Raw genomic sequence first — 22,723 nt, 5'->3', positions numbered from 1 at the left:
TATACGCTTAGCTTTTGCACCACTTGAGTGGTTCGCAAAAGGGGAGAGCGATGGCCACGATAAATAGAATTTAACTAGACATGACTGAACACCTAGGCATGCCTATAACATTCAAGTGGTCAGGCGATGGAAACACTACAAAATATTTTCAATTTTTCTCCTTACTTCCCCATTTTGATCACTTTGGTCTTGGGGTTCTTGGTCGGAAAGATCTCGGTAGGGCGTTTTAGCTTAGGCAGCATAGTGGGCACCTTATTGGTGGGCATGCTGGTTGGTTTAAATGGTGTCGAAATCACGCCAAGCGTTAGGTGGGTATTCTTTGGCTTTTTCATGTATGTGGTGGGCTACCAAGGGGGCTATCACCTTATTAGCACACTGAAATTGCGCAAGAAGTCTATACTTCTAGCGAGTGTATTGATGAGTCTCGTTGCCGTGTCGACCCTTGCTATTGCTAGCTGGCTATTCGAGCTGGATCTCTATATGGCAATTGGCATGACGGCTGGCAGCTTTGTTCATCCTGAAATCATTAGTGCCGCCATTGACGCTATCGGTGATTTTTCTGGCGTGAGTGAAGCCGCTAAAAATCTGGCCCAAAGTGAAATTATCTTAGGCTATATGCTCACGGTTATTTTTGGTGTGCTAGGTCCGGTGATCATGATGTCTTGGTTTTTCCCCAAGGTTATGCCAAAGGTGATGGGGTTTCAGACGGAGAGCAGCGATCTGCTCGATGTCACCCCGTCGGCCATGCGTAAGCCTATCAACAGCGCGCATAGCATAGTCAGGCGTGTTTTTGAGGTGAACCAGGAGAGCACTGTGGTGGGTAAGACCCTGCAGCAGCTGACGGCACCATCTATCGATATTATTTTTGAGCTATCACGTGCCAGCAATAGTGACCAGGGGCTTAAGGATGGGGATCCAATCGCGATAGGCGATATCATCACCATTACCGGTCGCCACAATGCCCTGTTTTACTTCGACGATAATTTGTTAGGAACAGAGCTTCCCTGTGATAGCCAGACCAATGTTAGCGAAGAGAGCTATCTGATGCAGGTCAACACGCCTGAACTCGTGGGTCTGTCATTGCAGCAGGTAAAAACCGCTTTAAATCAGAGTACACACAGAGGTGTTTGTATCACCGAGTTACTTCGAGATGAGCAGGCACTGGAGATCACTCCCGATTTAGTGGTGAAACGCCATGACATATTGCAGATCACCGGCAGTTCTTGTGATGTGCAGCTGGTTAAAAATGACTTTAGTCAGCGCTCGCCAAACAGCGGTGTGAATCAGGCCTTATTTGGCGCTGGTTTGGTACTGGCTTACATGATCAGCATGTGGCACCTCAATATAGGCGGTATTTACCTCTATTTCAGTATGGGTCTGAGCAGCTTGGTTTCGGGCATTGCGGTGGGCTGGGCATGTCACAAAATCAACCCGCTAGATATGCTGCCTGTAGATACCAGTAATGCTGTACGCAACGTGTCACTGCTGGTGTTTACCGCGATCACGGGTTTGTATTTTGGCCCGAAGATGATTTATGCCATGAATGCCAGCGGAATTAAGGTCGCCTTAGTTGGTAGTGCTGTGGTGCTGATATCACAGCTGCTTTCATTTGCTATCGCTTATCGGATTTTCAGGATTAAGAGTCCGAGCGACTTAATCGGCTGCGTCAGTGGTAGTCAGCATTCAGGTCTCGGCATGCCTGCCATTTATAAGCAGGATGGATTTAAAAGCACCATTCATGCCTTGGCGGTTTCATATATTACATCAAGCTTCTTGATGTTGATTGTCGTCTCAATGGTTTTAAATTTGATGTGACCTGAGTGTCACATCAAATAGTTAGACTCATTAGCCAATTTTATTTTTAAAACAGATTTACAGGTGATTAAGCAATGATTAAAAAAACTCTCTTGTGCGCCTTGCTCATGGCTTCATCACAGGCCCTTGCAGATGCTTCTGATTTTTTCGATGAGCAAGATGGCCAGTTAGATCTGGGTCATTATTTAGCTGAAAATGCCTACGGTTTTCTGCCGATCCCCATGTTAATCACCGAACCCGCTGTCGGCGTGGGCGGTGGCTTGGTGGGCCTGTTTCTGCATGAAACCGAAGAGGAAAAAGTTCGTCGTATGCAAAAGGCCCGTGAATCTATCGACGGTGGTGCCCAGCTTATGCCTGCGGCCATGACTTTAGTGGGTGCGGCGGGTACCGAAAATGGTACCTGGCTTGCGTTTGCCGGTCATCGTCATTCCTGGCTGCAAGATACTATTCGGTATACGGGTATTGCCGGTGTCGCCAATGCGAACCTGGATATCTACTCTCGCCTGGGTGGCCTGTTGCCCCCCGAGCATGCGATTCAATTTGATACTGAGACCCAAGCCGTGTTTGCCTTGCAAAAGGCGCAGTTTAGGGTAGCCAAAACACCCTTGATGTTAGGGGTTAAACAGATCTGGAGCCAGTCGAGCGTTTCCTCTTCTGATGCCTTAGTGGATTGGATTCTAAAAAATCGCTTAGGTGATAGCAGTACAACTTCGGGTCTGGGACTTGTAGCCGAGTATGATACTCGTGACAACATGTTCTTCCCCAAGAAGGGTTTCACCGTATCGAGTGAATATATGGTGTTCGATGAGGCTATCGGCTCTGACATTAATTACCAAACCTTGAATGTCAGTGGTGAGGTTTACGTGCCGATCACTGAGCATTGGACCTTCGCCGCCGCGGCCAGCTATGACGCCATCTACGGTGATGACAACGAGCTGACACCAACGGCGAAACCCTTTGTGAACCTACGTGGTGTGTCGGCGTTTCGTTACCAAGGCGATCAGGTCGCCACTGTGCAGTCTCAGTTGATGTATCACTTTGACCACAGATGGACGGTTTCTGGCTTCTACGGTTATGGCCAAACGGCTAATGACAGCAATTATGAAAACCAAGACTCGGTAAATGCCTATGGCGTGGGTTTCCGTTATCAGATTGCCCGTCGTTATGGTATCCACATGGGTGTCGATTTGGCGAGAAGCGGCGACGACAATGCTATCTACTTCCAAGTGGGATCAGGCTTCTAAGCTTTCCCAACAAAGTGGCCAGGGTAAGCAGCAGGGCGGTGATCACTAACGAACCGCCCAATTGCCCAGTTAGGCTCACTAACACGAGTCCCAAGGCGATTAGCAGATAGTAGAGCAGACCAAACAGGGCTCCTGCTGTGCCAGCCTGGTCGCGATAGTCGACTAAGGCTTGGCTAAGCAGGTTAGGAATTGCGATGCCAAAGGCGGCCACTATGATGGCCATGGGCAACAAAAAGCCCAGATGCGTCTCGGTGAAATACACCCCAATGGCACCAGTAAGGGCCAGCAGGCAAGCCAGTTGCAGCAAGCGCTGTGACATCATGCCTCGCTGCAATAGGCCTTTGTTGACGGCACTGCCAATCAGCGTACCTAGTGCCAACACCACGCCGCTATAACCAAATGCCTGCATACTCAGCCCTAGGCGCTGAAACAGGAAGGGCCCCTGCAGGTAGTAGCTAAACAGCAATACATTAAAACCCGCCACCAATGTCGCATAGTGCCAAATATGGCCATCTTTAACCATACGCTTGCTCAGTGACCAGATTGACCCGGGCAGCTGCCCAGCCGGGCGCGTCTCAGGCAGGCGTTGCAGGCAGATACCAAAAAGCAGCACGGCTAAGAGGCACAGGGTGAGAAATATCGCCCGGTATCCGCCCAAGTCAGCCAGCAAGCCACCAACGGACATGCCGATGACCGGACCAATGGCAATCCCTATCCCCATGTAAGCGAACACCTTAGCCAGGGCGATGCCGTCGAAACTGTCTCTGAGCATGGTCTGAGTGACCACAGAACCCACGGCCGCGCCGAAGGCGCTGAGGGCTCGCATTGTCAGTAGCCAGTCAAAGCTGGGCACCCAAAGGGCGGCAAACGCCGCGATACCATAGAGCAACAGGCCGAGTAACAGAGTGGTACGCCTGCCCAGATGGTCACACAATATGCCCCAACACACCACGCCTAGGGCGAAGGCCAGGAAATAGATAGACAGGGTCTGGCCCGCCATGGCCTGTGGCACCTCAAAACCTGCGGCAATGTGAGGCAGCGCCGGGCTGTAGAGGGTTTCCACTATCTGGGGAAACATCATCAGGAGCACCATCAAGGGGATCGAAGGAGTCGCTTTCATGGTTAATGATTCGCCGTTATCAAAAGAGTGTGCAGTCTAACGGCCTTTGCTATAGTCCAAATAATATGATTGAGACAAAAAATATCGAAATAAGGACTTATGGCATTTATCGATGAGTCGAGCCTAATAAACCTTGAAGCGCTGGAAGCCGAGGTGGTGGGTATCGCCGCCCGTCTCGGTCAGCACGATTCAGGCATGCATAGCCACACCAAGGCACAGCTGCTCTATGCTCCTCAGGGGTGTATGACCATCACGCTGGAGGGCCTTCATTGTGTATTGCCGCCCACCCGTGCCGCCTGGATCCCGCCTGAGTGCCGCCACAGTGTAGTGATGGAACGGGTGGTCGATTACCGCTCTGTCTACTTTGCCCCGCATCTGACCCAGACTATTGCTAATCGTATTCAAATTCTTGAGGTGACCCCCTTATTAAAGGCGCTGGTGGAGCGCATGGCCTTTTGGCCCTGGGACAAACCGGCGGCAGCTATGGTGAACACCTATCAGCTATTCTTCGAGGAGTTGGCACAGGCCAAGGAGAGTTACCAGGCGTTACCTTTGCCAAGCGATAGACGCCTGCAAGCCTGGCTGGCAGATTTGCAGCGTGCCCCTTGTGATGTGCCGACCCTCAAGGAGCTGGGGCAGCAGTTAGGCGCCAGTAGCAAGACCATTAGCCGTATCTTTACCCGGCAGACGGGTATGGCGTATCAGAGCTGGCGCCAGCAGTGGCGGTTACAACAGGCAATCGCCTTGTTGGCCACCGACCATCAGGTCAATGATGTCGCCTACCGTCTGGGCTTCTCCAGTGACAGCGCCTTTATCGCCTTCTTCAAGCAGCATACCGGGGCAACGCCGCTGCAGTATTTGCAGCCAAAATACTGAGGGGTTGGCCACTAGAAATGACAATATTTCAATATCTTAGATTTTAGTTTTTGGTTGAGACGGTTATCTAGCGGAACGATTTAACACCATGGCCGCATGGTTAACCTATCGCCTGCCCGGCGAGGGATGTGCTGGATTTTAGCTATTGAGCTTCTGGCTCATACGGTTGTTTAGCTGAGTTATTTGACACCATGGCTTAGTGGTCAATCTATTGCCTGCGGCAGGTGCAGCTGGGGAGCCATAGGCATCTTTTTGTTAGCATTTACCTGAACAGGAGTTTAGTGATGGTGTTTGCTTCCGTAACTGGATGGTTAATCTATCGCCTGCCCGGCGAGGGATGTGCAAGCACTCTTTTGGCCCGCCACAAGCACATCCATGTGGGCTTCACGGCGGCGTCCATGCCGCCGAGAGCCAAAAGCGTGCTTACACCCCTATCTAAACGTCTCTTCGATTAAACGTTACCTGTTGCCGTTTAAGGTGGTGGCTTCTTTCGCTTTGGAGAATGCGAGGAAGTCTTAGCCCTCTTATGAAATAAGCAAAATTTCGCTGTATCTTGGCGGAGGTTACTTTTGTATTGAAAAGAACTGCATGCATTGATATAAAATTCAATGCGTTACATTTAGTATAGCGGAATGCATTAGGTACTATCGATTCGTCTATTCGGCAATCTCGCTAACATGTATCATAAAACAAGGAAGTATCTTAAATGCAGGAAGGCCATTCAGTATATTTAAACTTTTTTATTAGTTGGTTTCCTATTCTATTAGTATTAATAGTTTGGCTAATCCCTTTGATTGTTATTGGAAAATCAAAGAGAGTAGGAAGGAAAGAAAAAGCCATTTGGTTATTTGCTACATTTTTTGTTAGTTGGGCTAGCTTTATGCTCTATTTAATTATTGCCCCAGTAATGCAAAATGACGACTGACATGTCTGATAACAAACTGATGAAGTCATGTGCCATGCACTTTTTCTAAGAGAAGTTTGCACATGGGCACATTGAAGGTGTGAGGTTACAGCGAAGGCAAGGTCTTCAAATATATATCATAAATTCAAAATGATCCAAAAAGTTAAGCCTCTCAGCCTTATAAACAAAGCCAAATCGAAGAGACGTTAGATACTGGTGTAAACACAATTTTGGCCCTCGGCGGCAGGGAAGCCGCCGTGGAGCGTATAGGGATATATTCACAGCGTGCCAAAATAGTGTTTGCACATGAGCTCACCGCAGGTGATAGGTTGCGTTGAAGGTGAGGCCTTCAAACTGACTCAATTAGTACCAAATACCTAAACCCCACCGCAGGCTATAGGTTGCAGCGAAGGTTAGACCTTCAATTTCCGATCAGATAACCACGCCCTCTGGGGCCCCCAGCCAAAAGGGTATCCCTTACCCAAAGGGCATTAATGCCCAATTGCCCCCAAATGTTGTATCAAATACATCCTCATCTCTGTTGGCGCCTGGCTGACCCAGAACCCTCCAACAAAGGCGATAAGCGGGATCATAAACAGCAGCAGTAACAGCATGATGGTCAGGCCGCGGCCCGACAGCGTAACGCCATTGCGGCTGCTTAGCTGCAATGCCTGTTTCTTGGGACAGGCGGAGACGCAGCGCATACAGGCCTGGCATTCGTCCGAGCGAACCGTGTGTATCTCATGCACCTTGATGTTGGCCGGGCAGGCGCGGGTGCATTTGTCGCAGTTCATCCCCTTGGCCTCTATAAGGCAGTGTTGGGTGCTGCGGCGGATCTTAAAGGGGCTTAAGAAGCTGGTTAGGCCGAGCAGGGCGCCATAGGGACAGATATAACGGCAAAAGCCCTGACGACGCCAGGCTGCCAGCAGTAAAATCACACCGAAACAGGCCAGAGTGATAAGGCCTGGGGTGATAAAGAAGAGTGCCATCTTAAGATCGGCAATCTTATGATAATTCCCCTCCAGGTAGTGGGGAATACTCTGTGTCGGCATGCCGAGCACGATATAGAGCAGGCCGCCAAGCAGCAGATATTTGAGCATGCGCAGCGGCCAGTCGAGCCAGGCGGGCGGCAACAGTTCACGCTTGATGAAACGTTTTCTTAGTTTATACAGGTACTCTCCGGCAAGTCCTAATGGGCAGGCCCAGCCGCAAAAAGCACGTTTACACAGCACACCTGTGAGTATCACCACTGTCAGCATCACGGCTGCGGCTGGGTGGTTTTGATCCCATATGCCAAGGCTGATGATCGCCTTGAGTTCGATAGCGCCTGCTATGGGCAGAAAGGCGTCGCCCACGTCGGGTCGCATCAGGTAGGGAGTGATGCCAAGCTTTAGCATCACGGCGTTGGCGGTAAATTGAATGCCAACCAACAGCATGGAAAGAGCCAACAGGTGCTGCACCATCTGGCGGGTCTCATTAATTCGGGTCTCGCCTTTGGTCAGTGCAGGCCGAAACCGATAGGCAAGGGCTAACAGGCCGGCAGCGATTGCCAAGGCGATAAACAGAGGCCAATAGAGGGTTGATAGCCCGGCGCCCAGTAAGGCTGCACCGCTGATGACAGCGCCCCAGCGTTTGCCGCTCCAGTAGAGTAGACTGCAGGTATAGAGAAGGGCCAAGGTTAACGTCAGAGATTCAATAAAGCTCATAGCCAAAAGCCAGTAAAAGTTGCGATAACCATGAGAGTCTGGGTCGGGCTAAAGAGTTCTGACAAGCTGTCACATGTGTGCGCTGCTTCGCTAAAAAACGTTAATTTTGTTGAATTTAGGTGATCTTTGTCGCGACGGGACGAGGATAGTAAAAGCCCTAACCAAGGTTAGGGCTATCAATGATTACTGGTTGCCTTCCATCGATTGGATAAAGCGGTTGGACTCGGCAATCGATTTGTTCATCTCTTTGATCAGGCTTGAGATATCAGTTTGCAGGCTAGCAAACTCGCCCTTGATGGCGCCTATGGCCTGGGCGTTGAGGTTATGCTTGAGATAGAGCATGTTGTCTTTCATGGCCGTCAGGATAGGTGGCATCTTGCTTTCGGCGCGGCGCATGGTGCGGATCAATTGCTCGTAAGAGCGGCGGGTGTCACGCAGCTTGGTTTCGCTGTTGCGGCGCAGACTGGCCTTGCTGATCTCACCGATTTCTGCCTGCCATTCGTCAAACAATGCCTCGGCAACATCTTCGACCTTGTCGATACGGCTGCTGACTTCGTCGGCGGCTTCCTGGGAAGACTCATACTCGTCTCTGGCCTTCTCGTAGGCGCTCTGTAGATCGCCACCATCGTGGTTCAGCAGTGCCTGCATCTCTTCCAGCGCCGAGCTAAACTGCTGCTGAGCCTCTTCCTGGGATTCTTTGGCATCATTTACGCGATCCACCATGATGTCGCGCTTATGATAGCCCACCTTTTCCATGGCGCCATAGTAGGCGCTCTGGCAACCGCTAAGCATGATGATGGCGCCGAGGGCCGTTGCTGATAGTAGATTTCTCATCCTGACATTTCCTTTAATAGGGTTGATCGGCCTTAAATTTCGCGGCGTCTATAATGCTCCACAGGTGAGCAATACCGCCTATGATGGCCGGGACGATCAACCACCACAGGGCATAGCCCACTATGGTCACGACACAAAACAGGAGTGCCGCCAGGATGCGTCCTTGTACTAATTGGCCCAGGCCAGGGAAAAAGAAACTTGCGATGGCGGCAATCACATTGCCTGCCGAACCTTGTTGGGACATCAATTTCTTCCTTACACTTGTATCTAGTGTCTTTAAACTTGTAATCTTATTGTACCAAGATACGCAGTTAACCCTACTTGAATCAAGAGAATAACGTGATAAATAGAATAGATGTGAGCTTGCTTCGTTCGATTGTGCTGGGTATCTGGCAATTCATGATACATCTAAAACAGCGTGTCGCGGAAGATCAGATAAATATGCGGGCGGGCCACCTGGCCTATGTCACGCTATTGTCTCTGGTGCCCATGGTGGCGGTGACCATGTCTATGTTGTCGGCGTTTCCTGTCTTCAAGGGCATTCGGGTCCATATCGAGACCTTTATCTACGAAAATTTCATTCCCTCTGCCGGCGACAGCGTGCAGATGTATATCAATGAGTTTGTCGCTAACGCCTCTAAGGGCACGGCCGTGGGTATCGGTGCACTGGTGGTGGTGGCGATTCTGTTGATCTCCAATATCGACAAGTCCCTCAATGGTATCTGGCGCACCACGGAGCAGCGCTCTTTTGTGGTCTCCTTCTCTATGTATTGGATGGTGTTGACCTTGGGGCCAGTGTTGATGGGGGCCAGCCTGGTGGCCACCTCCTATGTGGTCTCACTTAAGGTGTTTAATGGCGCAGATCTCAGCGGTGTGGTGCCTATCCTGGTGGAGCGCCTGCCCATGTTCTTCTCGGTCGCCACCTTCCTATTGATCTACATGGTGGTGCCCAATACTAAGGTGAAGTTCTTCCATGCACTGCTAGGTGCCATAGTGGCGGCCTTGTTATTTGAACTCGGCAAGAAGGGCTTCGCCCTGTATCTCACCGAGTTTCCAGCCTATGAGGCGATCTACGGCGCTCTGGCGACCATTCCTATCTTATTTGTCTGGGTTTATCTCTCCTGGCTCATCGTCCTGATCGGCGCCGAGATCACTGCCGCTATGCCTGAGTATCTGGATAAGCGCCTGATGGATTTGGTGAACAAGGAGCTGACAGATGAGTCTGACGATCATTTCGACGAGCAGAAAAGGTGAGTCCGGCTAAGTCACATCCGCTGATCCGTCAGGATTGGCTCGATGTTGGCGAGGGGCACCAGCTGTTTCTGGCGCAATATGGTGATCCTCAGGGGATCCCTGTGCTCTATCTTCACGGTGGTCCGGGGGCGGGCTGCAATCCTCAAGAGCTTAAGCTGTTTATCGACCGGGGCTTTCATATCTATCTGCTGGATCAACGTGCGGCGGGGCGCTCTAAGCCCTGCGGCGAAGTGGCCAATAATGATTTTCCCAGCCTGGTCAAAGATATCGAGCGTGTGCGTCACTGGGCCGGCGTCGAAGCCTGGTGTCTGCTCGGTGGTTCCTTTGGTGCGACCCTAGGCTACCTCTATAGCTGTGTCTATCCCCACCGGGTACTGTCGCAGATCTATTGGGGCATGTTTATTCCCTCTGCCGAGGGGATGGAGTGGCTCTACGGACGAGGGGGCGCGGCGCAGATCTTCTCGACTCAATATCAGCAGTTTTCGGCTGGACAGGGGGAGTCGCTCCAGCAGCTATTTAACCATTTCGAGGAGGGCCTGAATCAGGTCGATGCCGAGGTTCGCCGCGCTTTTGTGCGCCGCTGGTTGAGCTGGGAACTGTCGCTGGCGATACCTGGCTTAGAGTTGAGTGAGGCCTTGGTGGAGCAGGGCAGTGTGCTGGCCCGTCTGGAGCTACATTATGCCCGCCACGACTATTTTGGCGGGTATCAGTTGATGAAACGGGTCGGCGCCGACCTGATCTGTCCGACCATCATTTTGCAGGGGGAACTTGACTGGGTTTGCCCTCAGCGTCTGGTGGATGAATATTTACAGGCCTATGGCCCTAAATTATTAAGGTCTCGCCTGGTGAAAGGGGGTTATCATACCCTGGCCGACACGCGCATGTGCCAGGCGGTTGCCGAGGCGGTGACACAGATGGGGCGTTATCTGGCAAGTGGCCGTTCGTAAGGGACGTATGTCGATACAGCTAGCTAATCATAATAATATTAAGAGTCTAAGGAAGTAGAATAATGAAAAAAAACCGTAGTCGCCATCATGGCGCTTTTGATGTGTGGCACTGGATTAGCAAATGAACGCACGCCCCAACCAGTGCCAGAGCGCGTCTATTTTAGTGGCATGAGCAATGATCTGGCGGCCGACGCTTTGTTGGTGTCGCTGATCAATAAGAACTATCTGGCGAAAAAGGTTGGCCCTAACCGCATTGGGGTGCAGTTGGGGGAGCATCAGTTTGTATTGCAGCCTAGTTTAAATCCTGAGGGAATAGACCGTATTCTTGCGAGTCGCTTCTATGCGGTTAGTCCTAAGTTAATCGGCACCAAAGAGTTGATGCTGCTCATTGGCACCTTGAACGATAAGCTCAATTTCGCCAAGTTCACCCTGAGGGAAGAGGGCAAGGTGATTCAGGTGCAGGGCGCGGCGACCTTTGTCGATACCCTAGAGCTGGAAGAGTTGCGTCGTTTTCTGATCTGGATTGACGATGCCTTAGTGCGCGTGGGTGAGGCGCTGCCCAATACCACGGAACATATGATTAAACCTATCCCAGTGATGTAACCAGAATAAGTAACAGGAGTCGGTAAGGGAGTGATAGCGTTAATTCAACGGGTCAAGCAGGCCAGTGTCGATGTGAATGGCCAAACCATAGGCGCCATAGACAAGGGCCTATTGGTATTGCTGGGCGTCGAGCGGGAAGACGATCTGGTGAAGATGGAAAAATTAGCCAACAAGGTAATGAGCTACCGCGTGTTTAGCGATGAAGCTGGCAAGATGAATCTTAACCTTAAGCAGGTACAGGGCAGTTTGTTAGTGGTGTCTCAGTTTACTTTGGCAGCCGATACCGGCCGAGGCCTTCGTCCCAGCTTTTCGGGGGCCGGAACGCCTGAGCAGGCGAGGCAGCTTTATCAGGCCTTCGTCGATTACTGCGCCGCCCAAGGCGTGCCAGTGCAAACTGGGGAATTTGCCGCCGACATGCAGGTTAGCCTGGTCAATGATGGCCCGGTCACCTTTAATCTGCAGGTATGAGCATGGCGCCGCAGATGGAGGATTTACTTAGGGAACTGGGAAGCACCTGGCATAAGACGATTCCGGTGAGCGCCTTTATGCAGATAGCCCCAGAGAATTATCAAGCTCAGACGCTGACAGTCAGTGCCCCCTTGGCACCTAACATCAACCTGCATCACACCATGTTTGCCGGTAGTATCTACACCCTGATGACACTGACAGGCTGGGGCATGGTATGGCTGCAGCAGAGATTGGCCGGTGTTGAGGGGGACATAGTGTTAGGTAAGGCGGATATTCGTTATCTTGCCCCAGTGGGGCAAGCACCTCAGGCCAGAGTCAGTTGGCCTGGTGGCGACCTCTCTGTGCTGGCGTCGGGTAAGCGCGCTAAGGTCACCTTGAGTGTGGAGCTCTACTGCGACGAGCAGTGCTGCGCTCAGTTTGAAGGCACCTATGTGAGCCTGCCGAAAGCGGATTAGAGCCTAAGCGGTTCTGTTAATCAGCTTCTCCTCTCGAGCCCTCTTAGACCTTCTTGGGTTTGTGGGATGGGTCTCCGGGGTAAATTCGCAGACTGCCATGGAGGGGGGGGAATGGCGAAAAATGTCGGGAACATTTTTGGCCCTGTATAAATCCCCTCTTAGACCGTCTTGGGGTTGTGGGATGGGTCTCCGGGGATAAATACGCTGACTGCCATGGAGGGTTGGAATGCCGAAAAATGTCGAGAACATTTTTGGCCCTGTACAAATCCCCTCTTAGGCCATCCATGGCCTCCGGGGATAAATACATCCCTGTACAAAAAAAGCCTCACACTGTGAGGCTTTTTCTTTAAGAGTCACCTAAGGGTGAGCTGATTCTTATCCCTTAGGATAGGGGTGTGCAACGCCTTTGTGGCAGTCAACACAGGTCTTACGCTTATCAGCTTCTTTCTTGAAGTTGTTTTCGTGCATTCTCTTAGCCATCTTCTTCATGGTTTCAGGCTGGTTCTCGTAGATACGAGTATGACAGTGTTGGCAGTTAGCGCTGTCGTTAGCACGGAAATACTTAAGTGCCAGGTCAGCTTGCTCTTTACGGTTCTCATCCAACCACTCTTGCGTGTTGAAGCCGTCAATAGTGAGGAAACCATAGAGATCTTTAGATACGATGATCTTCTTGATCAGGTAGTCAACAGGACCGTGTGGTAAGTGACAGTCTTGACACTGAACGGTAACACCAGCACGTCCGCCGCCGTGAGCCGACGCCAACACTTCATCTTTCAGAGAGTGATTGCTGTGGCAAGACATACAGAATTCATCTGTACTGGTTGCATGTAAAGTTTGTTGTGTTGCAAAGTAGCCCACAACGCCGACAACAATACCTACCACAAGCAGGGCAAATATTGAGTATTTCGCGCTAGGTTTGAATAGTGCACGCCAGTTCATCACTCTATCTCCAAAATAATACGTATATTTATATCTATTATATTTGATGCATCTCTGTAGCTGAGAGTATAACCAGAAGAAGGCTATTGATCTGGCTTTAAAACCGTAAAATGAGAGCTAGCTCTAACTCTATCTTACATAAGCAAGATTTTCTCAAATTGCTCATAATATATGCGCAATTACTAAAGTTATAGTAAAGGGTGTTAGATGACAAGTTTGTCATCACTTTTGCTACTGGGTAATGATTTTGTTGATATTTTCAGCATATTATTCAGGGCTAATATGACAACTGTTCGCACTAATTAAAAATATTTTGCATTGAAAGGAACCTTTTTCTCTGTCGCCCGGTCTATCATGGTGACTATCACTTATTTGGTTTCCCTTTTTATCTCTATGACACGCATCTTAGGCAAGTTGGTTTTGATCATAGCGCTTCTGGGTCAGTTTATTCTGACGCCAGCGATGGCTATGCCCAGTGCCTTGGTTGCTACTATGCACAGTGGTCAAATGAGTGGTCATATGCAGATGACACAGACAGAGATGCCATCTCAAAACGAGTTAGGCAGGGTGATGTCTCATCAGGGGGAGCCCTGTCAAATGAGTGGTGTTAGTCAACTGGTGGATTGTGAAGCCCTGTGCGCCGCCATCGGTCCCGGTGATTGCGTGTCACACTGCGCCTCGATACTGGGAGCGCTGGACGCCTCGGTGCCATCTCTGGCGGTACCAGATCATTCTGGTCCTATTGTTACTTCTGCCTGGTCGCTACAGACGGCCGAGCTTACCCCCTTATCACCCCCTCCCATAGGCTAATGCTTCGTTCTTAACTCGCGTAATACGTACGAACATTAATCCGCCGCGCCGCTAAAGAGCCTTGCGTGGCCAAGCATTCAGCTAAATTGTCAGGTGAACACCTGATGGGAGTTAATCATGAAAACACGTCATTTTGTTAGCAGCCTTTTTGCCTCGGCCTTGACCCTTTTTGTCGCCAATGTTGCCAGTGCGGCCACTCTTACCTTGCCTAGTGAGTTAGAGGTGCAAGGCAGCGAAGTGAAGCTGGTTCAGCAACAGAAGGTCTTATCCTTAGGTTCAGGTAAGCAACTTGTCGAGGTAGTCTATCGCGACCTGTTTGCCGATAACGCCGATGATTCCGGTGCCTGGATCACCTCTGCACCTCTCTATTTAACCTTAGATGTCCGTAGCGACGATGCTTATCGACTGGTGCTGCCTGAGATAGTCACTCAGCAGGACGCCGAAACCTTTATCCGCATGCCCAAGGCGCTTCTGATGTCTGAAGGTGGGCAACAACAGCAGCTTACCCTGATGAATCATCAGCAGCTGATGGAAAAGATCTGGCTGGAGAAGTAGTCGCGTCGAGGAAAGGCAGCCTTGAAATGTTGGAAATGTGAGTTTTATCAAGGCCCAATATCGATATCGTGATAGACTTGGAACATCTCATTATAGGGTTTCACCATGCGTCGTACGCTTAGACACCACACTTTAGTCGTTTTGACACTGCTCACATTGCTGGGCCAAGTGTTACTGGCTAATGGCGTGTCTATGGTGTCTTATGCGCAGGCGGATGAGCAGCCCATGATGCAGATGGATGAGAGGTCTGGCTGTCATGATGACGGCGCAAAGATGCAGTCTCACTGCTGCGATGATGAGCAAAATGTGCTTCCCGCTGCTCAGCATTGCTGTGAAGGCAAAGGATTTTGCAAGGGAGATTGTAATCACTGCGTGGTGATCTCTGTGACAGGCACCTTGTTTACCGTTACGCCCTGGCCTGGTGTAGCGGGTTCCGAGTCTATTCTGGCCACTCAAGTGCCTCATTTCCACTCTATTTCTTTAGGCTCAGCCTTCAGACCTCCGATCGTCTGATCTTATCTGGCGTCTCGTGGTCGAGTTGCCTGAGTCTAAATCGATATACCCCTTTAGTTTCGATTGACGTTATTGCTCGGTGTATTGGCGTAATTTATTCCTGTTGATTTTGGAGAAGATCCATCCTCAGGAGCGCCTCAATATTTACTTCACTGATGTTTAACGAAAAATGAATTATATTAGCCGCATATTAAATATGGTGTGTTTGAGTATTAAGCAACTCGGCATCCCGCTGCGGTCATCATTTGATGGAGTCCATAAATGAAAACCCTTATCAGTCTGATTTTAACTGCTTTTATATTTGTAACTTCCGCCCCGCAGGCGTTTGCCGAGCAGCACCATGGCGCGGTAGCCGAGCAAGGTTATGACTGCCCCATGCATCCTGAAGTAAAAGGCGCCAAGGGCGATACTTGCCCTAAATGTGGCATGAACCTGGAGCCAGCGGCTCACCATGGCATGGCCAAGCATGACGGCAAAAATTGCGACAAATGTCCTCATCATCAACATGCTAAAGGTGACAAAGCTGGTGGTTACGATTGCCCTATGCATCCAGAAGTGAAAGGTGCCAAAGGTGATACCTGCCCTAAGTGCGGTATGAACCTGGAGCAAGCTAAGGCGAAGCAGGCAGGCAAGGCTTGTGATAACTGCCCTAAGCATAAACATCAGATGGCCAAGCAAAGCCATCACTGCCCTATGCACCCAGAAGTGAAGGGTGCGAAAGGGGATTCATGTCCTAAGTGTGGCATGTTCCTTGAGCCTGTGGCGAGCGCAGATAGCGCCCACAAGCATCACTAGTTCATGAGTGGAGATGAGGCATTATGAGTCAGGTAAATTCGAAAAACAGAGGCCAAAAGCTTGCTTATCTTTTGAGCCTATTTCTGGTGGCGACACCTCAATTAGGCTATACCCAGGCCAGCGACACTCATGCACATGAGAATCATCAGCATCAGTCTGGCCTGAAAACATATGCCTGCCCAATGCACCCCGAGGAGACCAGCCACGAGCCTGGTAGCCGCTGCCCTAAGTGCAATATGTTCCTGGTGGAGCAGGAGACTCAGGCCGAGCCCATTAGCGAGCAGGGAGTGAAGACCTATGCTTGCCCTATGCACCCAGAGGAAACCAGCCATGAGGCGGGTAGCCGCTGTCGTAAGTGCAATATGTTCCTGGTGGAGCAGGAGACTCAGGCCGACCCTATTAATGAGCAGGCGGCGAAGACCTATGTCTGCCCAATGCACCCTGAAGAGACCAGCCATGAGCCTGGTAGCCGCTGCCCTAAGTGTAATATGTTCCTGGTAGCCGAAGAGGAAGAGGAATCGCCCAGCACTAAGTCGCAAGCTGAGATGGATCACAGTCAACATGATCCCTTATCTCAGGCGAAACCTGCACCGCTCACCGGCGAACCATCGATTAAATATGTTTGCCCCATGCATGCCCACATTGTCAGCGACGTGCCTGGTACTTGCCCTATTTGTGGCATGAACCTGGAGAAAGTTGAAGTGGGTGGTAACCAGCAGCAGATAGAGATAGATGTGTCGGGTGGTATGCAGCAGGCCTTAGCGCTCAAGGTCGCTAAGGCAGAAAGAGATACGCTGTGGAAGTTTGTGCAAACCGTGGGGCAGATTGGCTACGACGAGAGCCAGATCAACCATATTCACGCTAGGGTTAATGGCTGGATTGAAAAATTAGCCATCAATGCCGTAGGCGATAAGATCACTAAAGGGCAGCTCTTGTATGAGATCTACTCACCGGATCTGATTAACGCCCAGGATGATTATCTTTTAGCGCTTAGTAGCCTCAATAGCTCTAGGGATAGCGGTAACTATCAGGACTTGGTGCGTAAGGCAGGCCTGCGTCTCGAGCTGTTGGGGATGAATAAGGCACAGATCAAGCAACTGGCGAAGACCAAGCAGACCCAGTATCGGGTGCCTTTCTACGCCAAGGCTGACGGTATAGTGAAAGAGCTGTCGGTTCGTGATGGCATGTATATTCAGCCCGCCACCGAGGTGATGTCAGTGGTGGATCTGTCTAAGGTGTGGGTCATTGCCGATGTATTCGAGAATGAGCAGAGTTGGCTGGCTATCGGCCAACCCACAGAGGTATCTGTGCCTGCCATGGGACTTAAGGATATCGAGGGAGAGATAGATTATATCTACCCAGAGCTTGACCCTGTGACTCGCAGCTTGCGAGTGCGTATTGTGCTGCCAAACAACGAGGTGGAGCTACGTCCGAACACTCTAGCCAAGATAGAGATCTACGGCGGCCCGAACGAGGACGCCTTAGTGATACCGCAAGAAGCTTTGATCCAGACAGGTAAAGAAAACCGGGTGATCGTCAAGCAAGATGATGGCGGCTTCGTCGCTCGTCAGGTGACCGTGGGCATGATGTCCCAAGGTAAAGCGGAGATCTTAAGCGGCATTAGCCAAGGTGAGCAGGTGGTGATCTCGGGTCAATTCCTGCTGGATTCTGAGGCGAGCCTTAAGGGGAGTTTGATGCGCCTTAGCAGCGGCCATCAACACTAGGGGGCACCATGCTAAAGAAAATTATTGAAGCCTCTATCAACCAGAGACTGATGGTGTTGATCATCGCCTTGATGATCACCGTCTGGGGTGTGCAGGAGCTGAGAAATACGCCGCTCGATGCCCTACCGGATCTCTCGGATGTACAGGTGATCATTAAGACCCCTTATGCGGGGCAGGCGCCTCAGCTGGTGGAGGAGCAGGTCACTTACCCGCTGTCTACCGCTATGTTGTCGGTTCCCGGCGCCAAGACGGTTAGGGGTTACTCCTTCTTCGGCGATTCTTATGTTTATGTGATCTTTGAAGATGGTACGGATATCTACTGGGCGCGTTCACGGGTGCTGGAATACCTGAGTCAGGTTAGCAGTCGTTTGCCACAAGGGTTGCAACCTTCGCTGGGGCCAGATGCCTCGGGCGTGGGCTGGATCTATGAGTATGCCTTGGTGGATCGCTCCGGTAGCCTGGATCTGTCTCAGCTTAAGAGTCTGCAAGACTGGTACCTGAAACTCGAGCTACAGAGTGTGGCCGGGGTGTCTGAGGTTGCCACCGTCGGCGGCATGGAGCAGACCTATCAGGTGGTGATTGAACCCGATAAGCTGGTCACCTATAAGCTGGATATTGCAGCGGTGAAGAGTGCTATCACCAAATCTAATACCGAAGCTGGTGGCTCTGTGATTGAGATGGCCGAGGCTGAGTATATGGTGCGCGCCAAGGGTTATCGTCAGACGCTGGAGGATTTCAGAGAGATCCCGCTAGGGGTAACCAGTCCTTCAGGTACGCCCTTGCTGTTAAAAGATGTGGCCACAGTGCGCAAGGGGCCAGCCTCTCGACGCGGTATCGCTGAACTTGACGGTGAAGGTGAGGTCGTTGGTGGCATTATCGTGATGCGTTATGGCGAAAATGCCCTGGCAACCATAGACGCGGTTAAGGCAAAGCTTGAACAGCTAAAGGCGGGTCTGCCCAAAGGGGTGGAGATTATTCCGACCTACGACAGATCTGAGCTAATCAACGAGTCGGTGGAAAACCTGTTTCACAAGGTGATCGAGGAGATGTTGGTGGTGGGCTTTGTCTGTCTGCTGTTCCTGCTCCATGCGCGCTCAACACTGGTTGCGGTGATCACCCTGCCATTGTCGATTCTGATCGCCTTTATCGTGATGAATAAGATGGGGGTGAATGCCAACATCATGAGTCTTGGCGGTATCGCCATCGCCATCGGCGCCGTGGTGGATGGCGCGATCGTGATGATCGAAAACATGCACAAGCACCTTGAGCACTTCAAGGATGAATATCAGCGTGATCCTGACAACAAGGAGCATTGGCATATTGTTGCTAAGGCGTCTATCGAAGTGGGGCCTGCGCTATTTTTCTCATTACTTATCATTACGTTAAGTTTTGTGCCTGTGTTCGCTCTCGAGGCCCAGGAGGGACGTTTATTCAGCCCGCTGGCCTATACCAAGACCTTTGCCATGGCGGCTGCGGCGATCCTGTCGATCACCTTAGTGCCTATTCTGATGGGCTACTTTATTCGCGGTAAGATCCCTAAAGAGACCAGTAACCCCCTTAGTCGGGTGTTGATCGCCCTCTACAAGCCGTCTCTTAATCTGGTACTGCGTTTCCCTAAGATCACCTTGATCTTGGCGGTTATGGCTCTGGGTAGCGCCTGGTATCCTGTCACCAACATGGGTAGCGAGTTCATGCCTGAGTTGGAGGAGGGAGATCTTCTCTATATGCCAACGGCACTGCCGGGAATCAGCGCCAGTAAGGCGGCCGAGGTGTTGCAGCAGACCGATAGGTTAATCAAGACTGTACCTGAGGTGAAACGTGTCTTTGGTAAGGTGGGTCGCGCCGAGACGGCGACCGATCCTGCGCCGCTGACCATGCTGGAAACCACCATCATGCTTAAGCCGAGAGAGGAGTGGCGTGAAGGCGTCGAGCTACAGGATGTGATAGACCAGCTGCAGAAAACGGTAAAAGTGCCAGGTTTGACCAACGCCTGGGTGCAACCCATTAAGACCCGTATCGACATGCTCTCTACCGGTATCAAGACCCCTGTGGGGATTAAGATCACCGGCGCCGATGTGAATGAGCTGCAGAAGGTGGGTGCCGATATCGAGGCGATTCTGAGTCAGCTGCCCAATACCAAGTCGGCCTACGCCGAACGTGTGGGTGGTGGTCGCTATATCGATATTACGCCTAAGCTGGATGTCGCCTCGCGCTACGGTATGACGTTGAGTGATATTCAAGATGTGGTGCGTTACGCCATAGGCGGTATGGATATTGGCGAGTCGATTCAGGGGGCGGAGCGTTATCCGATCAACCTGCGTTATCCTCGGGCGCTGCGAGATAATATCGAGAAGCTCAGAGAGCTGCCAGTGATCACTAAGTCGGGTCATTATCTGCCGCTGCGTAATCTGGCGGATATCGAGATCACCGATGGGGCTCCTATGCTCAAGAGTGAAAACGGCCGCCTGATCTCCTGGGTATTCGTAGACATTCAGGGCACCTCGATTGGTGAGTATATCGATGAGGCCAAGGCAGCCTTGGGGCAGCAGCTAAATGTTCCGCCAAGGTACAGCTACAGCTTTGCTGGCCAGTATGAATATATGCAGCGGGTCGATGCCAAGCTGAAGAAGGTGATCCCCATGGCGCTTGGCGTGATCTTCATTCTGCTGATGATGACCTTTGGCTCGACGATGCAGGCTTCTATTATCATGTTGAGTCTGCCGTTTGCTTTGGTGGGGAGTACCTGGCTGCTTTATATGCTCGACTACAACATGTCGGTCGCCGTGGCGGTGGGGATGATCGCCCTGGCGGGTGTGGCTGCCGAGTTTGGTGTGGTCATGTTGGTCTATCTCAATAATGCCATCAAGCACCGTAAAGAGACTGGCGGTTATGAGTATGTAACGGATCTCAAGGAGGCGCTGATAGAAGGTGCTGTGATGCGTATTCGTCCTAAGGCGATGACGGTAGCCACCATCTTCTTTGGTCTGCTGCCCATCATGTGGGGTGCAGGTTCAGGTAACGATGTGATGCAGAAGATCGCCGCACCTATGGTGGGTGGTATGGTCACTGCGCCCTTGTTGTCGCTATTCGTCCTACCAGCCCTCTACCTGCTTATCTATGGCCGTCGCTTGAAGCGCTCAGCCGAGGCATGATGAAGCTGTCTGAATCATAAAGATAAAAAAAGCACTGCCTAGGCAGTGCTTTTTTTATCAGTCAAAGGCAGCTATTTACAGCGGCCGATATTGGATCCTGTTGAGCGTACCCTTTTGCACTCTTTAGTCGCTTTGTTGCTGGTGTTGTCAGCAGTTTCTGTGTCTGACTCTTGGGTGGATGCACAGCCGCTAAGGCCGATTAAGAGTGTCGTCGCCATGATAGGCATCCATTTTTTAAGCATGTTATTACATCCCTGATTAGTGGTTAACAAGATTGCCCAAGTCAATGTGCAAGGTTATGAACCTAACTAAAACAAAGAGTTAAAGCAATGCCTCTTCCATTTTAAGCCCTAAGATTAGTGCTTTTTTACTAAGGATTTACGCTGTAGTGAGTCGTATGACTGACAAGGTACCGCCCTGAGGATCATTGATCACCGAAAAGCGTCCTACTTCGGGAATATCCGTTGGCGGTACGCAGACTCTGCCGCCAATCTCTGTGGCTTTGGCGACGGTGGCATCACAGTTGTCTACCATAATGTAGGGCATCCAATGGGGAGGCATGTCGCCCCATTCAGCTGTCATGGCCATCATGCCGCCGATAGCGCGTTCACCCTGCATCCATTCGTAGTAGATGAAATCCTCCATTTGAGATTCACGTACTTGCCAACCCAGGACCTGGCTGTAAAAGGCTATGGCTCTGGCGGTGTCGCGGCAACATAGCTCGACCCAGCAGAGGGTATTTGGCTCGCCCATGCGCATAGAGCCTATATGATTGCCCGCTTGCCAAAGGGAGAAACTAGCACCTTCCGGGTCTAGGCATTGTGCCATCTTACCTGCATCTCCTACGCTGTGAGGGCCTAAGAGTATCTGGCCGCCGTGCGCGATCACTGCCTCTAGGCTGTTTTCCAGGTTGTCGACGGCAAAATAGATGCTCCAGTGAGTCGGTACCTTGTCATCTATCATGTTTTGCGGCAGCTGATACATGGCGCCTATATCATCATCTTCTGTGGCAAACATGGTGTAGACACCATCAGGGATGGGCATATCCTTTAGCTGCCAATTGAACAGTTCGCTGTAGAAGTGCTTACCCGAGGCGGCCTCATGACTGGCCAGCTCAATCCAGCAGGGATCGCCATGTTGATAGCTTGCAATCTTCATCTTGGAGTCCTTTGTTGAGGAAGGTGCGAATAAGTCCCGTGCTTGCTCTGCGTGTGCTTAAAGTGGATAGATGCAAGGCACAGTTCTTGCGAATGGCCCTAGTCCTTCGCAAGAACTGTAACGCAGCAAATACCGCTGTAAGCCTCGCCCTGCGGGGCTTTGATAGCAACACCATTTCGGTGTTATTCAACTTCAGCAGGCCTCGGCATGCCTTCAGTTGAATGCCTAGAACTGTCGCTGCTATCAAAGCCAGAGCTCTGCGACGACTTGTTCGCACCTTCCCTAATGAAAAATCTTTTGTGATATCAATTTAGTTAAGCCTGTTTTGCCATTTATGTCTATGCTGAGAGGAGACTAATTCAGAAGAGGGAGTTTCGATGAGCCTGACATCCACCCAAATCGATCTTGTACAAACATCTTTCAAACAAGTTGAGCCCATTAGCGAGCAGGCAGCGGCGATATTTTATGATGCCCTGTTTCAGATAGATCCAAATTTAAAGCCGCTATTTAAGCAGGATTTGCGTCATCAGGGGCGTAAACTGTTGGCCATGTTAAAGGCGGCCGTGGAGGGGCTCAATGATCTTGATGCCTTAGTGCCTCAGTTGCAGGAGCTCGCTCACAGACACAATGCTTATGGCGTTAAGCGTGAGCATTTTACTCCGGTGGGTAATGCACTCCTGTATACACTGAAGACGGGACTGGGCGAGGCCTATTCTCGGGACGTTCGCGAAGCATGGGTAGCCTTGCTTCATCTGGTCGCCGATACCATGAAGCCGAAATTGCATCACTAATGCCCATATAGCAAAAAGGCGCTCCTAGAGCGCCTTTGCCGTGTAAGCCAAGCGGTGAAA

22 protein-coding genes are annotated in these 22,723 nt (G+C 51.0%); 15 read left to right on the top strand and 7 right to left on the bottom strand.

The window, feature by feature from the left end:
* Window positions 1–126 precede the first annotated feature (126 nt).
* Window positions 127–1,815: an aspartate-alanine antiporter-like transporter gene (locus CFF01_RS17475; RefSeq protein WP_088905628.1), complete on the top strand. Its 1,689-nt coding sequence runs from the start codon at window positions 127–129 to the stop codon at window positions 1,813–1,815.
* Between the two features lie 74 nt (window positions 1,816–1,889).
* Complete coding sequence (locus CFF01_RS17470) at window positions 1,890–3,059, top strand: BamA/TamA family outer membrane protein (protein ID WP_088905627.1); 1,170 nt, start codon at window positions 1,890–1,892, stop codon at window positions 3,057–3,059.
* Here the strand turns inward: CFF01_RS17470 and CFF01_RS17465 are convergent.
* Entirely contained in the window at window positions 3,028–4,179 is a 1,152-nt protein-coding gene (locus tag CFF01_RS17465; protein ID WP_088905626.1) for an MFS transporter, read from the bottom strand. The genes CFF01_RS17470 and CFF01_RS17465 overlap by 32 nt on opposite strands.
* Window positions 4,180–4,278: 99 nt before the next feature.
* Between CFF01_RS17465 and CFF01_RS17460 the strand changes: the two genes are divergently transcribed.
* The gene (locus tag CFF01_RS17460) at window positions 4,279–5,055 is read left to right on the top strand and encodes an AraC family transcriptional regulator (protein WP_088905625.1); all 777 of its coding nucleotides are present in this window, start codon (window positions 4,279–4,281) and stop codon (window positions 5,053–5,055) included.
* A 1,395-nt stretch (window positions 5,056–6,450) separates the two neighbouring features.
* Here the strand turns inward: CFF01_RS17460 and CFF01_RS17450 are convergent.
* The 3 genes from CFF01_RS17450 to CFF01_RS17440 form a co-directional block, all read right to left on the bottom strand.
* Window positions 6,451–7,665, bottom strand: a complete 1,215-nt coding sequence (locus CFF01_RS17450) for a 4Fe-4S binding protein (protein ID WP_088905624.1) — start codon at window positions 7,663–7,665, stop codon at window positions 6,451–6,453.
* Window positions 7,666–7,848: 183 nt separating this feature from the next.
* Complete coding sequence (locus CFF01_RS17445) at window positions 7,849–8,499, bottom strand: DUF2959 domain-containing protein (protein ID WP_033539293.1); 651 nt, start codon at window positions 8,497–8,499, stop codon at window positions 7,849–7,851.
* Between the two features lie 13 nt (window positions 8,500–8,512).
* A complete protein-coding gene (locus CFF01_RS17440) occupies window positions 8,513–8,743 on the bottom strand; it encodes a hypothetical protein (RefSeq protein WP_088905623.1) in 231 nt (76 codons plus the stop codon).
* A 155-nt stretch (window positions 8,744–8,898) separates the two neighbouring features.
* On the opposite strand from CFF01_RS17440, the gene CFF01_RS17435 reads away from it, so the two are divergent.
* From CFF01_RS17435 to CFF01_RS17415, 5 genes are all read left to right on the top strand, one after another.
* Window positions 8,899–9,753 (top strand): virulence factor BrkB family protein, encoded by an 855-nt coding sequence (locus CFF01_RS17435; RefSeq protein ID WP_408640522.1) that lies wholly within the window; start codon window positions 8,899–8,901, stop codon window positions 9,751–9,753.
* Window positions 9,750–10,700 carry an alpha/beta fold hydrolase gene (locus tag CFF01_RS17430; RefSeq protein WP_088905621.1) on the top strand — a complete coding sequence of 317 codons (951 nt, stop codon included), beginning with the start codon at window positions 9,750–9,752 and terminating at the stop codon, window positions 10,698–10,700. The genes CFF01_RS17435 and CFF01_RS17430 overlap by 4 nt, the downstream gene beginning before the upstream one ends.
* An 87-nt stretch (window positions 10,701–10,787) precedes the next feature.
* Window positions 10,788–11,303 carry a hypothetical protein gene (locus CFF01_RS17425; protein WP_198387079.1) on the top strand — a complete coding sequence of 172 codons (516 nt, stop codon included), beginning with the start codon at window positions 10,788–10,790 and terminating at the stop codon, window positions 11,301–11,303.
* A 30-nt stretch (window positions 11,304–11,333) separates the two neighbouring features.
* Complete coding sequence (dtd, locus tag CFF01_RS17420) at window positions 11,334–11,771, top strand: D-aminoacyl-tRNA deacylase (RefSeq protein ID WP_088905620.1); 438 nt, start codon at window positions 11,334–11,336, stop codon at window positions 11,769–11,771.
* 14 nt (window positions 11,772–11,785) lie between these two features.
* Window positions 11,786–12,226: a thioesterase domain-containing protein gene (locus CFF01_RS17415; protein WP_088905990.1), complete on the top strand. Its 441-nt coding sequence runs from the start codon at window positions 11,786–11,788 to the stop codon at window positions 12,224–12,226.
* Between the two features lie 375 nt (window positions 12,227–12,601).
* Here the strand turns inward: CFF01_RS17415 and CFF01_RS17410 are convergent, their stop codons facing one another.
* On the bottom strand, window positions 12,602–13,165 hold the full coding sequence (locus CFF01_RS17410; RefSeq protein WP_033539299.1) for a NapC/NirT family cytochrome c: 564 nt from the start codon (window positions 13,163–13,165) through the stop codon (window positions 12,602–12,604).
* A gap of 354 nt (window positions 13,166–13,519) precedes the next feature.
* On the opposite strand from CFF01_RS17410, the gene CFF01_RS17405 reads away from it, so the two are divergent.
* The 6 genes from CFF01_RS17405 (at window position 13,520) to CFF01_RS17380 (ending at window position 20,714) form a co-directional block, all read left to right on the top strand.
* Window positions 13,520–13,975: a hypothetical protein gene (locus CFF01_RS17405; protein ID WP_088905619.1), complete on the top strand. Its 456-nt coding sequence runs from the start codon at window positions 13,520–13,522 to the stop codon at window positions 13,973–13,975.
* A 117-nt stretch (window positions 13,976–14,092) separates the two neighbouring features.
* Entirely contained in the window at window positions 14,093–14,530 is a 438-nt protein-coding gene (locus tag CFF01_RS17400; protein WP_088905618.1) for a DUF2057 family protein, read from the top strand.
* A 105-nt stretch (window positions 14,531–14,635) separates the two neighbouring features.
* Complete coding sequence (locus CFF01_RS17395; protein ID WP_088905617.1) at window positions 14,636–15,043, top strand: hypothetical protein; 408 nt, start codon at window positions 14,636–14,638, stop codon at window positions 15,041–15,043.
* A gap of 261 nt (window positions 15,044–15,304) precedes the next feature.
* Window positions 15,305–15,838 carry a heavy metal-binding domain-containing protein gene (locus CFF01_RS17390; protein WP_088905616.1) on the top strand — a complete coding sequence of 178 codons (534 nt, stop codon included), beginning with the start codon at window positions 15,305–15,307 and terminating at the stop codon, window positions 15,836–15,838.
* Window positions 15,839–15,861: 23 nt separating this feature from the next.
* Window positions 15,862–17,562 carry an efflux RND transporter periplasmic adaptor subunit gene (locus CFF01_RS17385; protein WP_232479469.1) on the top strand — a complete coding sequence of 567 codons (1,701 nt, stop codon included), beginning with the start codon at window positions 15,862–15,864 and terminating at the stop codon, window positions 17,560–17,562.
* 8 nt (window positions 17,563–17,570) lie between these two features.
* The gene (locus CFF01_RS17380; RefSeq protein WP_088905615.1) at window positions 17,571–20,714 is read left to right on the top strand and encodes an efflux RND transporter permease subunit; all 3,144 of its coding nucleotides are present in this window, start codon (window positions 17,571–17,573) and stop codon (window positions 20,712–20,714) included.
* Window positions 20,715–20,785: 71 nt separating this feature from the next.
* Here CFF01_RS17380 and CFF01_RS19230 read toward each other — a convergent pair whose 3' ends face one another.
* Entirely contained in the window at window positions 20,786–20,956 is a 171-nt protein-coding gene (locus tag CFF01_RS19230; RefSeq protein ID WP_181404194.1) for a hypothetical protein, read from the bottom strand.
* Window positions 20,957–21,092: 136 nt separating this feature from the next.
* Complete coding sequence (locus CFF01_RS17375; RefSeq protein ID WP_088905614.1) at window positions 21,093–21,872, bottom strand: VOC family protein; 780 nt, start codon at window positions 21,870–21,872, stop codon at window positions 21,093–21,095.
* Window positions 21,873–22,249: 377 nt separating this feature from the next.
* Here CFF01_RS17375 and CFF01_RS17370 point away from each other — a divergent pair, with 377 nt between their 5' ends.
* Window positions 22,250–22,663 (top strand): globin family protein, encoded by a 414-nt coding sequence (locus tag CFF01_RS17370; RefSeq protein WP_088905613.1) that lies wholly within the window; start codon window positions 22,250–22,252, stop codon window positions 22,661–22,663.
* Window positions 22,664–22,723: the final 60 nt, after the last annotated feature.

Source organism: Shewanella marisflavi (genome assembly GCF_002215585.1).
Taxonomy (GTDB): domain Bacteria; phylum Pseudomonadota; class Gammaproteobacteria; order Enterobacterales; family Shewanellaceae; genus Shewanella; species Shewanella marisflavi.
This window is presented reverse-complemented; position numbering and strand designations above follow the sequence as displayed.

Excerpts from the sequence above, each read along its gene's own strand:
- CFF01_RS17405 (WP_088905619.1), top strand. The coding sequence starts at position 13,520 with ATGGTGACTATCACTTATTTGGTTTCCCTTTTTATCTCTATGACACGC.
- CFF01_RS17375 (WP_088905614.1), bottom strand. The coding sequence starts at position 21,872 with ATGAAGATTGCAAGCTATCAACATGGCGATCCCTGCTGGATTGAGCTG.
- CFF01_RS17460 (WP_088905625.1), top strand. The coding sequence starts at position 4,279 with ATGGCATTTATCGATGAGTCGAGCCTAATAAACCTTGAAGCGCTGGAA.
- CFF01_RS17435 (WP_408640522.1), top strand. The coding sequence starts at position 8,899 with ATGATACATCTAAAACAGCGTGTCGCGGAAGATCAGATAAATATGCGG.
- CFF01_RS17385 (WP_232479469.1), top strand. The coding sequence starts at position 15,862 with ATGAGTCAGGTAAATTCGAAAAACAGAGGCCAAAAGCTTGCTTATCTT.
- CFF01_RS17370 (WP_088905613.1), top strand. The coding sequence starts at position 22,250 with ATGAGCCTGACATCCACCCAAATCGATCTTGTACAAACATCTTTCAAA.
- CFF01_RS17415 (WP_088905990.1), top strand. The coding sequence starts at position 11,786 with ATGGAGGATTTACTTAGGGAACTGGGAAGCACCTGGCATAAGACGATT.
- CFF01_RS17465 (WP_088905626.1), bottom strand. The coding sequence starts at position 4,179 with ATGAAAGCGACTCCTTCGATCCCCTTGATGGTGCTCCTGATGATGTTT.
- CFF01_RS17450 (WP_088905624.1), bottom strand. The coding sequence starts at position 7,665 with ATGAGCTTTATTGAATCTCTGACGTTAACCTTGGCCCTTCTCTATACC.
- CFF01_RS17410 (WP_033539299.1), bottom strand. The coding sequence starts at position 13,165 with ATGAACTGGCGTGCACTATTCAAACCTAGCGCGAAATACTCAATATTT.
- CFF01_RS17470 (WP_088905627.1), top strand. The coding sequence starts at position 1,890 with ATGATTAAAAAAACTCTCTTGTGCGCCTTGCTCATGGCTTCATCACAG.
- CFF01_RS17475 (WP_088905628.1), top strand. The coding sequence starts at position 127 with ATGGAAACACTACAAAATATTTTCAATTTTTCTCCTTACTTCCCCATT.
- CFF01_RS17445 (WP_033539293.1), bottom strand. The coding sequence starts at position 8,499 with ATGAGAAATCTACTATCAGCAACGGCCCTCGGCGCCATCATCATGCTT.
- CFF01_RS17440 (WP_088905623.1), bottom strand. The coding sequence starts at position 8,743 with ATGTCCCAACAAGGTTCGGCAGGCAATGTGATTGCCGCCATCGCAAGT.
- CFF01_RS17395 (WP_088905617.1), top strand. The coding sequence starts at position 14,636 with ATGCGTCGTACGCTTAGACACCACACTTTAGTCGTTTTGACACTGCTC.
- CFF01_RS19230 (WP_181404194.1), bottom strand. The coding sequence starts at position 20,956 with ATGCTTAAAAAATGGATGCCTATCATGGCGACGACACTCTTAATCGGC.
- CFF01_RS17425 (WP_198387079.1), top strand. The coding sequence starts at position 10,788 with ATGGCGCTTTTGATGTGTGGCACTGGATTAGCAAATGAACGCACGCCC.
- CFF01_RS17380 (WP_088905615.1), top strand. The coding sequence starts at position 17,571 with ATGCTAAAGAAAATTATTGAAGCCTCTATCAACCAGAGACTGATGGTG.
- CFF01_RS17400 (WP_088905618.1), top strand. The coding sequence starts at position 14,093 with ATGAAAACACGTCATTTTGTTAGCAGCCTTTTTGCCTCGGCCTTGACC.
- CFF01_RS17390 (WP_088905616.1), top strand. The coding sequence starts at position 15,305 with ATGAAAACCCTTATCAGTCTGATTTTAACTGCTTTTATATTTGTAACT.